The organism is Pedobacter alpinus (genome assembly GCF_042684645.1).
GTDB lineage: Bacteria > Bacteroidota > Bacteroidia > Sphingobacteriales > Sphingobacteriaceae > Pseudopedobacter > Pseudopedobacter alpinus.
Window position 1 is genome coordinate 1 of the sequence record NZ_JBHULV010000044.1, and the last position, 13,391, is coordinate 13,391.

Below are 13,391 nucleotides of genomic sequence, written 5' to 3' on the forward strand. Positions count from 1 at the left end.
TTTCGCAACTCAAAATTAGAATTATACAGGCCTTTTTTGTATATTATTTGTTCGGACAGTTATGATTTTGAATATTTTAAAAGTGATTTATTTAATTTTAAATTCCATGGAATGAGCTAATTTCTTTTACTTTACGTTTCTCGTTTTTATTTATGTAAGATGTACCATCACTATATAATTCAATTTGATATGAACCATCATTAAAATAAAAATTATTCTTTCTTAAAGCAGTAATTACAGTAACCTCATATTTGTGCATAGATAAATAATGATATTCGACTACTATATTTAAATCTTCAATATCATGATCATTAAAGTGTTGTGTTAATGTGATTCTAGATTTGAATCCCTCATCAAAATTTATGAATGCAAAACCTCTAATTTTTAAAGCGTAATAAATAAGGTGTTTTGTCGCTTTCAAAAGTGTTGCTTCAATGAACTCATAACCGATCCCATCACGTTTGCCATTTTCATCACCTATTTGATTTCGCAGATAATAGTGTTTATCGCAATATATTTCTATCTCAAGTTCTTCTTTTGTCGATTGTATTTTTCTTGCATTTTCAGAACTTTTATTTTTGATAAATGCTTCTATATCAAGAATTATATCCCCTTGTTTTTCCGCAGCATTTATTCTCTTTCTTTTTCTTTTACTTTCCACAATTAATAATCAAGTCAATAAAAATAAGCTTACTTAATTATTCCAACTTATTTCAAAAGTAAATATAAAAATTATTAACATTAATCATCTTTACAAGCTCTAATTTGAGATATGTTGCATGATACTGACTATTTCAACTATTTAAGAATTAAATTTGCTTATATATGAAAGTCAAGGTGAAAAATCCTATACTATAACTGAAACGATGCATTATGGCGTAGACTTTTTAAACTGAAGAGCAAAAGCCCTTTAATAGAAAATGAAAATAATTTTACGTATAATCTAATATAGATTTTTTACATTAGATTTTTGCTACTAAGGAGTAGGAAACTCCTTTTTATTAATTAATCCGAAGTGACGCTGCGCTGAACACTCTGGTCAGTTGGGTTCTATTTACTGGTTCAATAAATAGGAAAATTCAAAATCCTGTGAATGATGGTAAAGTAAAGGATGAATTAGTTGATTATACTTTAGGTTTACTGAATTGATTTAACAAAGATTGATTTAAAAAATTCAGAAACAGGTAAATCTGCAATCTTTAATTTGTCATATAAAGAATAAGCATTTGACAAAAATTATAATGATGAACCACTCAACACCAATATCTTTTAAGAATAATTTTTTCAGACTAGTTCTTCTATGATTTTTTCTCATACAAATCTAAAACAAAAATTCACTAAACTACTTCTGTACAAATACTTTAATCTAGGTAAAGACTACTTAGTGCCTTTCGGGCCTAATAATCAACTTGGTAGCATCATGATTTCTGTTCCTGTTCTTCCACTTTGGTCTCGGTTGTCAAATAGAGAAAAAATTAAGGCCATTTTAAAAAGTAAATGGTTGCCTGAAAACGAAGTTGTCTTGCAAATGGCAGAGGAAATAATAATTCGTGATATTTTTGGAACAAAAGAGGATTTTGGTGATATTTTGTATAAAATAAACCTACTCAACAATCATCGGGTCTGGAATTTTGATAAATTATCATTAAAAGATAAGGAGAAAATTAAAGCTTTGCAGGGGCTTCGCATCGCATCGGGTATTAAACATCGAGATGTAACAAGTGATTATCTACGTTTAAAATTATTGTCTTATGAGCCATTAATTTGTACTTTGACAATCCCAATGATTTTCCACATACCTGTTATTTCCATTCGGTTTTATTTAGAATTGCAGGAAAATTATATTTTCAATTCTATCCGTCTATCTGGTCATCCTCTGGCTGATGATATTATTGATTATCTCTATGAAACAGAATCTATACAGATAAAGGTTGCAATGTCATTTCACAATTTAATTATTTTGATTGATGAAATTAAAAACAGCAAAAAAGATAGTCAGTTACTTTTGGAGGAAATTGATGCTATGAGTATTTGTGATGGCATTGTTAATTATTTAAAAGCCTCTATTGAAAAAACAATGATATTATTGGCCTTGATTTTTGAAATAAAAGGATTAGGAGATTTAAGAACTCATAGTCAAAAATTGAATAAATTAGAAAAGGGACTGCCAGAGAAGGCTAAGAACCAATTTTATTTCGAATTTCTTTGGCAACAGATTCAATCTGTTAGATTAGAACAATTAAATAATATAAGATCAGGCATTAATCATAAAAAAGGAAATTCAAAGTTGCAAGTTCATTCTTTTGTCGGAAAGACTATGGAGGATGGGCCATTTTTGGTCATGTTTCAAGATTTAATGGAACAACACCGTAAAAATACACTCATACTTTTGGCAACTTTGGCATTAATGGCAGACGATTTAATGTTTCGATTGCCATTTGATGAAGATAACCAGCCTTTTATAGATGAATTATATAAAATCGGAAAAACCGTATTTGAGGAGCTAAAGTTGAAAAATGAGGGATTAGAAATTATTTAGGATGAAAAAAGAAGTTAGCATCAAAAGTTAATCTTTCAGAAAATAGAGATAAGTATAGAATATAAATTGATATTTATGTAGTTATAAAACTTAAATAAAAGTTCATGGGTTTTATTACAGTCCAGTTTTTTTTAAATAAAGATATTTAACCAATCAATAAATATCACCAATCTAATTTTGACAGGTTTAAGATTTCTTCAAATAAACATTAGTATTCCCCTTACTCTTATGCTTCCTTGTCTCAATTAAATCAGACATTCTAATAAGTGCGTTAGTAATTGATGATCCTATAAATTCCCATCCTAATGAGTTGAAAAAAGATTGTATTTCGTGAATCTCTCTAGGTTTATTTAATAGATCACTACTTAATAATTCATTCTTTATAGCATAAACAATTTTTGGTTTCTTAGTCAAGATGCCTAAGCAGTCTGATTTTTTATCAGTATGATATTCAATTAACCTTTCTCTAAAGTTATCTGCAATAACCATTTCTTCATTATTTATAAAAGAAGTGTCAACATTAAAAAATTCAAGAATTTTTGAAAGTGTATCGATACTGAATTTTCCGTCACCCGCTTCTATATTTGCTATAGTTCTAATTCCAATAGTAGTAACTATCGAAAATTCAAGTTGAGTTAAACCTAACTTTTCCCTAAGCTTTTTAATATTTAACCCTATTACTGTCCTATTTAAATTACTCATAGGAAGCAAATGGAGTTATAAATCTAATTTCATTTAATGCATTTATTTGTTTAATATGAAATTATTATTATCTTTAAACCGTTATTATTTAGGTAATTAATAAAGAGTCTTACGGCTGAAATTCTGACACCGTGACGTAAGACAGCAGTTAATTCCTACATCTAGTTTTGATATGTATATTTGCGTATTGAAATGGATGTGGGGCCTGCTGTAATGCCGTGTCACGTAAGGTGTCAGAAACTTTTATGCAGCCATGGTTTGTAGGCCCTACATTTATTGTAGTATTGCTTTCCAAATAATTAAGACTCGTAAATCTATACGAGCAATGAAAAACAAACATCAACCAAATCAAAAGCCCTTATCCATATTAAAATGGATGTACCATTGGTGTTATGGGCAGAAGCAATTGTTTTCTTTAAAGATATCGGCTCCTGAGTAAAAATACCGAGTAGGGGGCGGTGTGTCTTTTTTTAGTAATTGTTAATTTCATCGCCTCCACTCTTCATAATTTAACCCGTTCGGGTTAAGGTTTTTCTTTTTTACACCATAATAATTTTTAGAAAATGAAGTATAATTTACATGCTATTGCCACTGCTTTGGGATTTTTTAAGCAGAAAGCGGAAGGCTTAAGGCTTAAGGCGGTTGGTCAATTAAGTAAGAAGCAATTAACGTGGGGATTGCCACAGCCCGCTTTACACAAGGCGGACGCTTTGGGCCTCGCAATGACGGTGGGTGGGGAGGGAGTGCGTGTTAATAGGAGTAATTCTGTTGATAACAGTATTGCTAAAAGCAATAACCATTCGTTAACGGAAAAATCCGCCTTGTTTTATGCGGTAGTGATGCAGGAGTTAAAGCACTGGCTTTGTAGCGTAAAACGCAGCGGTGGCTCTTTGTTACTTTCCAGCTATAGGGAAAGTAATAGCCTCCGCGGCAATGAGCGGGGAGATATTAGTTTACAGAAGAATTTCCAATTTAAAAACAATCGTAAATCAAGCCAAAAGCAATTAACACAGGGATTGTCACAGCCCGCTTCGCACAAGGCAGACGCTTCGGGCTTCACAATGACAGGGTGGGGAGAGGGAGTGCAAATTAATAGGAGTAGTCCTGTAAGTAAGAAGGTTTTTAAAAGCAATAACCATTCTTTAACGGAGAATTTTGCCTTAACGTGGGGTTTCCTGAGGAAATTATGGAAGACCTATCAAGAGAAGAAAAAGCATCGGGAAGAAGTGCAAAGGAGATTGTTGAGGAGGAGGGCATTAAAGAGGGCTTCGACTCCCTGCCTACCGGACAGGCAGGCGCTCAGCCTGACAAAAAGGGAAGAGGAAAGTTCAAAGTTTAAAGCTGAAAGTTCAAAGTGTAGAGTTGAAAGTGAAAGGTTTAAAGCTGTTGGAAGTGGAAGGTTTAGCGTTGCATTGCTGTTTTTGGTGATGTTGAGTTTTGGAGGGTATGGGCAAGTGAAATCATTACAGGTAGGGGATCAGCTTCCAAAATCGGTTATAGAAACAAAAAACCAAGCTCATTTAATGCTCTTTATCAGTTCGGGCTGTAAAAACTTTAGGGCAGTATTGAAGGATCTTGACAGCTTAGGTAAAGGGGCAAAACTTCCTGTTATTGCCATTACCACAGAAAAAGCGGAAGAGATGGACCCGAAAGTGAGGGATGCTTATGAGGGTAAAACAGGGGTAAGCTGGTTGATGGGAGATACGTATTGGAATGAATTATTTCCGCATACTATTGCCCCGCATTTGGTTTGGATTGATGAAAAAGGGAAGGTGGTGGCTATTAGCCATGCAGAAGGAATTGATCAACAGCTATTGCTTGATTTTAAAACTGGTGATATCCCTACAGTAGCACCTAAGCAAGACATTTTAGATTTTGAAGTTGCAGAAAAACAATTGCTAGAGAAATACCCAAGACCTAAAAGCTATTATAGTTTAGTGAGTAGTTATTTACCGGGGGTTAATAGTATCAATAAGGCTATTAGAGACAGCATTGCAGGCACTATACATACCAGTATTGTCAATTTTCCTTTATTCAACTTGTATCTGATGGCTTTTAACAGATCATTTGTTTATATCCCCAACCGCGTGGTTTTGGAAGTAAAAGACAAGGGCAATTATATAGAGCAACAATCCAATTTAGGGAAACTGGATTGGTATAGGTAATATGCTTATTGCTACGAAAGCGTATTGCCATTTAACACCCCTGACAGTGTAAGGCGTAACAAAATGCGAGATGACCTGAACGCCAGTTTAGGGATGGACAGCCATTTGGCCTACCGCAAAGTGAATGCATGGGTATTGCAAAAAACAGGAAATATTGAACCCGCAAAGCCAGAAAGGTTGGTGAATACTTTAGCTGGGGAGCAAGCCATTAAAGAATTAAGGAATACAGGTTTAGCTTCTTTGGTTAGCTATTATAACTGGAAAGAAGGGCATATCCCTGTGTTGGATGAAACTGGATTTGGGGCTAAGGTATCCTTAAAACTAGATGTGGCTGATCTGGAAGATTTGGCAGCAGTTAATAACGCATTAGCCCCGTACCATTTGAGATTTACCATAGCGGAGCGCAATCTGGAATTTATCATTATAAAAGAAAACCGATAACATGAAAAAAATTAGATACTTATTAGTGCTTTTGATTACCGTATTAGTAATTGTGAATGGCAAGACTGCCCAAGCGCAGCAAAATTATGTGATAAAAGGAAAGGTGGTAGATAGTTTAAATAAGGCTATTGCCGGAGCATTGATTGAGAATAGGAAACTAAACTTAAAAACTTTAAGTGATGCCAATGGGAATTTTAATTTAACAATTGGTAGAGAAAGTGCCCAATTAGCAGTAAGCTATCTTGGTTTTGAAACCCGCGTGTTGAATTTGAGGGCACCTTATCCAAATTTATTGAATGTTGTTTTAAATGAAACCAAGCAAGCATTGCAAGAAGTGGTGGTAAGTACAGGTTACCAAACATTAACACCGGGAAGGATGACAGGAAGTGCAGAAGTTTTGGGTGAAAGTATGTTGAACAGGAGTACTGGCGGAAATATTATTGAGCGCTTGGAAGGGATCAGTACCTCCGTATTGTTTGATAAAAGAGGCAATTCGCCTAATTTATCGGGCACCAATAACCAATTGTTGATTAGGGGTTTAACCAGTATAAATGCAGAGAGTGAACCTTTGGTGGTGGTGGATAATTTTCCTTACAGTGGAGATATCAATAACATTAACCCCAATGATATTGAAAGTGTTTCTATTTTAAAAGATGCAGCGGCGGCTTCTATTTGGGGTGCAAGGGCTGGTAATGGGGTGATTGTGATTACCACAAAAAAAGCAAAATATGGCCAAAAGTTGAAAGTTGGTTTTTCCCAAAACTATCAGCTTACACAAAGTCCAGATTTGTTTGCTGTGCCTCAGCTATCATCAAGCTCTTTTTTAGCAGCAGAAAGAATTTTATATGATAATGGTTATTACAATGCTTTTTTAAACAATAGAAGGTTACTGGCAGTTACGCCAGGGGTTGAATTGTTTGTGGCAAGGGCAAATGGAACATTAAGCGAAACTGACTATCAAAATCAGTTGGCGGCATTGGGGCAATTGGATTCAAGAAAAGATTTTGAAAAATACGTTTACAGACCTGCAACCAATCAGCAATATGCCATTAATTTAAGTGGCGGTAATGATCAACAATCATTTATCCTATCGGCTGGTTATGACCGTTACCAACAGCATTTGAATACCAATGATGGCGAAAGGTTGACTTTGAAATTGGGGCAAAACTTTAAAGTTGGTAAAAAAATAGAGCTACAGAACAGTATTAATTTCAGTAATAATGTGGCCAATAGAAACTCGAGCAGGGGTTTAATTGGTTACGGGCAAATTAGGCAAGGGACCAGAAGTTTATACCCTTATGCGCAACTGGCAGATGAAAATGGCAATGCTTTGGTAATTGAAAAGGATTACAAACTAAATGCTTTGAATGCCATTACCACTGCCAACCCATTTTTGTTGGATTGGAGCTACCGCCCTCTACAGGAAATGGCTTTGGCTAATAACCAAACTAAACGAGGCAATATTTTAATAGAGAGTGGCGCAAATTGGAGGTTGAATAAAGTATTGAAGGCTTCGGTTAAATACCAATATCAAAATGAGCGGACGAATGAGCAAGATATTTACGCACAAGAAACCTATTACGTACGTAATTTAATTAACCAATATACCCAACTAAATGGAACCAATGTACAAAGGAATATCCCACTGGGGGGTATAAATGATTTAGAGGATATCAGGTTAAATAGCCATGCGCTACGCTTTCAGCTAGATGGAGAAGGTGAAATTGCTAAAGGGCATTTTTTGAATGGCTTATTTGGTGCAGAGCGTAGGAGTAGTGAAACCACAGGTAATGCAAACCGCCAATATGGTTATGATGGAGAAACATTGAGCAATTCCTTGGTTAATTTTAATACTGTTTATGCGCCTTTTGGGAATTTAGCTTTTGCCGATGTTATTCCAAACCAGTTGTACAATATTGGTTTGAGAGACCGCAATGTTTCTTTATATGGGCAATTGGGTTATGATTATGAAAGGCGGTATGTAGTTAGCTTAACAGCGAGAAAAGACGCTTCCAATTTATTTGGTGTAAACACCAACCAGAAGGGTACACCTTTATGGTCGGCAGGGTTTGCTTGGAATTTGAATGAAGAAAGTTTTTATAAATGGGAGGCCTTACCGATTTTAAAAATGCGAGTTTCTTATGGCTCAGCAGGGAATGTAAACAACTCTATCTCTGCCTTAACGGTATTGAGGTATGATAATGTGAATAGTAACATCACCAATTTACCTACCGCAGTAATTGTTAGTCCGCCTAATAGTGCTTTAAGATGGGAAAGGGTAAACACTTTAAACGTTGGATTAGATTTTAGTGCTAAGAATAATAGCGTGAGCGGGAGTTTTGATGTTTATCGCAAAAACACCAGTGATTTATTGGCATTTGAACCTATTGACCCCACCACAGGATTTGGTAATAATACCATTAATAATGCATCTACTGAGGGTAATGGCTGGGAGTTACAGCTGAATAGTATAAATATACCTGGGAAATTTAATTGGCGCACCCAAGTTTTATTAAGCTATCAAAAAACGGTTGTTAAGGAGTATCAAAATGATTTTGTTGCTAGAAATTATGTGAGTAATGGAGGCAATATATTGCCATTAGCGGGTTATCCTGTATTTCCAATTTTTAGTTATGCTGATGGAGGTTTAGACCCATTAACAGGCGCACCTAGAGGGTTAATTGACGGTGTTGCAAGTACAGATTACAGTGCGATTGGTTCTTCTACTGCTATCAATAGTTTGGTTTTTCATGGGTCTGCATTGCCCTTGTACAATGGGATATTTAGAAATACTTTTTCTTATGGTGCTTTTAGTTTATCAGCAAGTTTAGGCTTTAAGTTAGATTATTTCTATAGAAGAGCATCAATAGATTATGGAAACTTGGCTACTGGTACAGGACACCCAGATTATGATTTAAGATGGCAAAATCCGGGAGATGAATTGGTGACTAATGTGCCTTCATTTATTTACCCTATCAGTAATCAAAGAGATTTATTTTATGGAAATAGTGTAGGGCTTGTTGAGCGGGCAGACCATGTAAGGTTACAGGATGTTCGTTTATCATTTTCGCCGAAGAAAAGCGGTAAAAAGTGGATGCCACAGCAAACAGAAATATTTGTATTTGGAAGTAATTTGGGGATTTTGTGGCAAGCCGGTACAAAGGTTATAGACCCAGATTATGGACAGAATATAGCTGCTAGGGCTACTTATGCTGTGGGTTTGAGGATGGGGTTTTGAGGTGGGGAGTAGTAAGTAGTAAGTAGTAAGTAGTAAGTAGTAAGTAGTAATTAGGGAGTGGTAAGTGGTAAGTAGTGAAAGGAGTAGTGAGTGGAAAGTAAAAAGTGAAAAGTGGTGAATAGTGAGTGGGAAGTTAAAAGTAGTAAGTAAATGTATAACCTTTAAAATAAAATCATGAATACAAAAATATTAAAAAGCCTTGCCTTGGGCATCAGCTTGCTCTTGATGGGGGGCTGTAAAGAATTTTTAGATGCTAAGCCAGACCAAAGGTTGGTAGTACCTCAGAACTTACAAGGTTTATAAGCGCTGCTTGATGAAAATTTTATCAATGTTGTACCAGTGATAGCAGAAGGTGCGGCTGATAATTTTTACCTCACTGATGCAGATTATAATGGTTTTCCTTTTGACAGGGAAAGGAATATTTATTTGTGGCGTAATACAGCCGTTGATGGTGATGCTGGGCATTGGCAAAGACAATACAATAGTATTTTGTCTTGCAATGTGGTATTGGAAACTATAGCAGCTAATGAGTATCCAAATGAAATTGCTTTGGCAAATTCATTGAAAGGAAGAGCGCTGTTTCATAGGGCTAGCTGTTTGTTTAATTTATTGCAATTATTTGCAAAAGCCTACCACCCAAATACTGCTAATACTGATTTGGGTATTCCTTTAAGATTGAGTAGCGATTTTGAACAAGAAAGCAAAAGGAATAGTATTGATGCCTGTTATGCACAAATTATTGCAGACCTTAAAATTGCAAATGCTTTATTAGAAGAAAAAGGATTTATAGCCACGAGGCCTGATAAAATTAATAGTTATGGTTTACTTTCTAAGGTTACCTTGTTTAAGGGTGATTACGAAATGAGTAAGCTATATGCTGATTCGAGTTTAAGACTTTACAGTCAGCTAATTGACTATAATGGATTGAACAAAAGTTCCAATACTCCGTTTAGCCGTTTTAATGCAGAAACTATATTTTATGCAACAGGGAGTTTCACTGTACTGTCACCAACTAGAAGTAAAATCAATCCAGATTTATACCAGTCGTATGCAGTTAATGATTTGCGGAAAGATTTGTTTTTTAGGAGAAATACTGACGGTACAACCTATCAATTCAAGGGGAATTATACTGGTGTAAATGGTACCACTTTATTTACTGGATTAACAACAGCAGAAATTTTATTAAACAGGGCTGAAGCTTTGGCAAGAACAAATCAATTGGCTTTAGCTATGGATGATTTGAATATGCTATTGTTAAAACGTTACCAAACGGGTACTTATGTAGCTAAAACGGCAAATAATGAGGCAGAAGCTTTGGATTTAATATTACTTGAGCGGAGAAAGGAATTGATATTTAGAGGTGTAAGGTGGTATGATTTAAAAAGATTGAACCTAGATGCTAATTGGGCTGTAACCTTGAATAAATCGGTATTAGGGCAGAATTATACTTTGTTGCCAAATGCAAATCGATATGTTTTTCCGATACCGCAGGAGGTGATTGAAAGGGGTGGTCTGGTGCAGAATGAGTGATTTTTTTAGGGTAGTATTGAGTATTGAGTAGTGAGAAATGATTTGGGAGAAATAATGATTAGGGAATTAGTTAGTTTGTGTTTGAAAAAAAGGGGGATTTCCCCCTTTTTTTGTTAATCGCGTAGGTTAACATTGGCACTTGCTTGTTGGTTATTTACGGCAGCGGTAATTTCCGTAACTAAAGTAGAGGTGATTTCGGGTTTATCGAAACCATTGTCCATTGCCTTAATGGCACAAACCTCTACATCACCACTACAGCCAGGGGATGAAGGACCAGATAAAACGTAATTTTCTGCTTGGGTTGGATCACCAGAACCATCATACGCATACCACTGTGATGTTCTCACTTGTTGGTTAGAATTTGGAGTAAAAGCAGAAAATGTACAAACACCAGCAATAGCTACTATAGCTATTAATGGTAATAAGAATTTTTTCTTCATGATAAAAACGGCTTACCGTACTCGAAGCCATAGAGTTTTGAATAAATGTTTGCCTACTCTATAAGGTTTTCGGCTGCTCCTTTATTATTGGCCAATAAGTTTGATCTTTTTAGTACTATTTCTTTGGTTTTATAAACCTCTTTTTAGTTAGTCTAATTTCTGCATCGCTACGCTCAAATACTAAAACCTTAGTTTCTAAATCATTAGTTTTTGTTATAGGAAATGTCCGGGTGGCTGTTGAGGAAGTAGTGAGTATTGAGTAGTGAGTATTGAGTAGGAAGTAGAAAGTAGAGAGTAGAAAGTAGAAGGTAGGGAGTAGTGAGTAGAAAGTAGGAAGTAGTGAGTGGTGAGTGGGAAGTAGAAAGTGGTGAGTGGTGAGTGGGAAGTAGAAAGTAGAAAGTGGGGGTAGGATTAAGTTGGGTGGAATAGGACATCTTACGCCAAAAAGCGCCAAACTACGCCAACAGTTCCCAAGCCTTTTTTTTATCAAAAGCAGGATCCATATTTACAAAGTAAAGCACAAAAAAGCCATGGTGGCGGTGCTTATGGTTTAACTTTTTTAAAAAATTTAATTATGGGAAGAATGAGAAAAGGCATCTTAGGAGGTTTTGTTGGCAAGGTAGGAACGGTGATAGGCAGCCAGCGGAGTGGTATGGACATCATCAGCAGTTTGCCTAAAAAAAGCAGCAAAGCACCTACAGTTTTGCAATCCAATCAAAGGGAAAAATTTGGTTTGGCGGTAGGCTTTTTACAGCCTATTAATGAATTGTTAAAGCTTGGGTTTAAGGCATCAGACCCAAGGTTCAGTAGTTTTAATTTGGCAATAGCGCACATGTTGCAGAACAGCATCATTGGCGAGTCAGGAAGTTATGAATTGGATTATCCAAAAGTACTGATTTCAAAAGGAGAATTAAGTCCGGCATGGAATGCAGTGGCAGCCACCTCTGGTGCAAGCGAATTGTCTTTAACATGGTCTAATGCTACAAATTCTGGGATGAGTAATCCAGATGATGAGGTGTTTGCATTAGTATATAATGCAGATACTAAACAACACCTCATGAGCATTTCTGCAGCAACCAGAGCTGATGGGGTACTGAGCATTCCCTTGCCTAATGATTTTGTTGGCAGTGAGGTGCAATGTTGGTTAGCTTTTACATCCAAAGATAAGAAGCAAAGATCAACCAGTATTTACGCTGGTGCAGTAACTATTGTTTAATCAGGTGCGGGGACGGTATTGCCGTTCCCCTCCCTTTAATAATTAAGGAGATGAATAAAATTAGCATCATTAGAATACGTAAAGGTAAGTTGAGTACCTTAAGCCATCTGTATATTAACGGCCTATTTGCCTGTTATCTTTTAGAAGATCAAATTGCGGGGATTAAAATACCCGGAGAAACTTGTTTGCCCGAGGGTATTTATGAGTTAGGGCTAAATAACACCGCTGGTATGAACCAGCATTACAAAAAAAGATTCCCAAAGTTTCATGAAGGCATGTTAGAGATTTGTGGGATTGCAAACTTTAAACTTGTGTTTTTTCATGTAGGTAATTTTCATACCGACACGAAGGGTTGTCCTTTAATTGGTATGACTTGGCAAATGATTGATGGGATTTACCAAGTATTGCAATCTGCTTTAGCTTATGAAAAGGTTTACAAAGCCCTTTTATATGCGTATCGTAATGGGTTGAGAAAAATTGAGGTGATTAATTTAATTGAAAGCGATGTTTCTTCTATTGCAGCCTGAAACATTAGCGGGTCTACTGATTACCCTTTTACTTTCTGCAATCACTTATTTTATTAAACAGTTGCACATTGAATTTAAAGGAGTGGTAAAAGAAATTGCTGCCTTAAAGAGTAACAGTACGTTAATCCATTCTGAGACCCGCTCGGCAAACGAACTTTTAAAACAAAGAATGGAATTTATAGAGTGGAGGCTGAACCTTGAAGTTAAGGCAAGTCCGAAAAATAAAATTGACCATAAAAAATAAAGAACATGAAGAATAAGAGTATTATAGAAAGAATAAACGCTCCAACACCTAAGTTTTTTAAAAAATTGAGAAACATTGGCTTAACCTTAGGGAGTATTGGTGTAGCAATTTTGGCAGCGCCCATTGCATTACCAGCAGTATTAACTACTGTTGCGGGTTATTTTGCTACTGTAGGATTGGTAGCCTCTGCTGTAGCCTCGGTTACGCAGGAGACGGAATTGGAAAATTAGAAATTTAAAGTAAGGGAGCCGTTATCAGTTCCCTTACTTATTTGGGTATATTTTTTAACCTCAATTTGATTATTAATTCATATTTAACATATTAATAATCAAACATTTGAATTTAAATC

The 13,391-nt window shown here is 35.7% G+C and carries 12 protein-coding genes; 9 read left to right on the forward strand and 3 right to left on the reverse strand.

Translation table 11 applies throughout. From position 1 onward, the window contains the following. Positions 1-97 precede the first annotated feature (97 nt). Entirely contained in the window at positions 98-661 is a 564-nt protein-coding gene (locus ACFSSE_RS12035; RefSeq protein ID WP_379040288.1) for a hypothetical protein, read from the reverse strand. A 639-nt stretch (positions 662-1,300) separates the two neighbouring features. On the opposite strand from ACFSSE_RS12035, the gene ACFSSE_RS12040 reads away from it, so the two are divergent. Then, positions 1,301-2,539 (forward strand): hypothetical protein, encoded by a 1,239-nt coding sequence (locus ACFSSE_RS12040; RefSeq protein WP_379040287.1) that lies wholly within the window; start codon positions 1,301-1,303, stop codon positions 2,537-2,539. Between the two features lie 186 nt (positions 2,540-2,725). Here ACFSSE_RS12040 and ACFSSE_RS12045 read toward each other — a convergent pair whose 3' ends face one another. Continuing rightward, entirely contained in the window at positions 2,726-3,241 is a 516-nt protein-coding gene (locus tag ACFSSE_RS12045) for a helix-turn-helix domain-containing protein (protein WP_379040286.1), read from the reverse strand. Positions 3,242-3,804: 563 nt separating this feature from the next. Between ACFSSE_RS12045 and ACFSSE_RS12050 the strand changes: the two genes are divergently transcribed. The 5 genes from ACFSSE_RS12050 (at position 3,805) to ACFSSE_RS12070 (ending at position 10,615) form a co-directional block, all read left to right on the forward strand. Continuing rightward, complete coding sequence (locus ACFSSE_RS12050; RefSeq protein ID WP_379040285.1) at positions 3,805-5,406, forward strand: hypothetical protein; 1,602 nt, start codon at positions 3,805-3,807, stop codon at positions 5,404-5,406. Positions 5,407-5,469: 63 nt separating this feature from the next. Next, entirely contained in the window at positions 5,470-5,847 is a 378-nt protein-coding gene (locus ACFSSE_RS12055) for a hypothetical protein (protein ID WP_379040283.1), read from the forward strand. A gap of 1 nt (position 5,848) precedes the next feature. After that, on the forward strand, positions 5,849-9,085 hold the full coding sequence (locus tag ACFSSE_RS12060) for a SusC/RagA family TonB-linked outer membrane protein (RefSeq protein WP_379040282.1): 3,237 nt from the start codon (positions 5,849-5,851) through the stop codon (positions 9,083-9,085). Between the two features lie 174 nt (positions 9,086-9,259). Further along, positions 9,260-9,388, forward strand: a complete 129-nt coding sequence (locus ACFSSE_RS12065) for a hypothetical protein (protein WP_379040281.1) — start codon at positions 9,260-9,262, stop codon at positions 9,386-9,388. A 36-nt stretch (positions 9,389-9,424) separates the two neighbouring features. Next, complete coding sequence (locus tag ACFSSE_RS12070) at positions 9,425-10,615, forward strand: RagB/SusD family nutrient uptake outer membrane protein (protein WP_379040280.1); 1,191 nt, start codon at positions 9,425-9,427, stop codon at positions 10,613-10,615. A 113-nt stretch (positions 10,616-10,728) separates the two neighbouring features. Here ACFSSE_RS12070 and ACFSSE_RS12075 read toward each other — a convergent pair whose 3' ends face one another. Then, positions 10,729-11,055 carry a hypothetical protein gene (locus ACFSSE_RS12075; RefSeq protein WP_379040278.1) on the reverse strand — a complete coding sequence of 109 codons (327 nt, stop codon included), beginning with the start codon at positions 11,053-11,055 and terminating at the stop codon, positions 10,729-10,731. A 583-nt stretch (positions 11,056-11,638) separates the two neighbouring features. Between ACFSSE_RS12075 and ACFSSE_RS12080 the strand changes: the two genes are divergently transcribed. The 3 genes from ACFSSE_RS12080 (at position 11,639) to ACFSSE_RS12090 (ending at position 13,272) form a co-directional block, all read left to right on the forward strand. Then, entirely contained in the window at positions 11,639-12,271 is a 633-nt protein-coding gene (locus ACFSSE_RS12080; RefSeq protein WP_379100939.1) for a DUF6266 family protein, read from the forward strand. Between the two features lie 50 nt (positions 12,272-12,321). Then, complete coding sequence (locus ACFSSE_RS12085; protein WP_379040275.1) at positions 12,322-12,798, forward strand: DUF5675 family protein; 477 nt, start codon at positions 12,322-12,324, stop codon at positions 12,796-12,798. 249 nt (positions 12,799-13,047) lie between these two features. Next, positions 13,048-13,272 carry a hypothetical protein gene (locus ACFSSE_RS12090; protein WP_379040272.1) on the forward strand — a complete coding sequence of 75 codons (225 nt, stop codon included), beginning with the start codon at positions 13,048-13,050 and terminating at the stop codon, positions 13,270-13,272. The last annotated feature ends 119 nt before the right edge of the window (positions 13,273-13,391 follow it).

Bases quoted from the DNA above. Each gene is read 5' to 3' on its own strand.
- ACFSSE_RS12040 (WP_379040287.1), top strand. From the start codon at position 1,301: ATGATTTTTTCTCATACAAATCTAAAACAAAAATTCACTAAACTACTT.
- ACFSSE_RS12045 (WP_379040286.1), bottom strand. From the start codon at position 3,241: ATGAGTAATTTAAATAGGACAGTAATAGGGTTAAATATTAAAAAGCTT.
- ACFSSE_RS12050 (WP_379040285.1), top strand. From the start codon at position 3,805: ATGAAGTATAATTTACATGCTATTGCCACTGCTTTGGGATTTTTTAAG.
- ACFSSE_RS12055 (WP_379040283.1), top strand. From the start codon at position 5,470: ATGCGAGATGACCTGAACGCCAGTTTAGGGATGGACAGCCATTTGGCC.
- ACFSSE_RS12060 (WP_379040282.1), top strand. From the start codon at position 5,849: ATGAAAAAAATTAGATACTTATTAGTGCTTTTGATTACCGTATTAGTA.
- ACFSSE_RS12065 (WP_379040281.1), top strand. From the start codon at position 9,260: ATGAATACAAAAATATTAAAAAGCCTTGCCTTGGGCATCAGCTTGCTC.
- ACFSSE_RS12075 (WP_379040278.1), bottom strand. From the start codon at position 11,055: ATGAAGAAAAAATTCTTATTACCATTAATAGCTATAGTAGCTATTGCT.
- ACFSSE_RS12080 (WP_379100939.1), top strand. From the start codon at position 11,639: ATGAGAAAAGGCATCTTAGGAGGTTTTGTTGGCAAGGTAGGAACGGTG.
- ACFSSE_RS12085 (WP_379040275.1), top strand. From the start codon at position 12,322: ATGAATAAAATTAGCATCATTAGAATACGTAAAGGTAAGTTGAGTACC.
- ACFSSE_RS12090 (WP_379040272.1), top strand. From the start codon at position 13,048: ATGAAGAATAAGAGTATTATAGAAAGAATAAACGCTCCAACACCTAAG.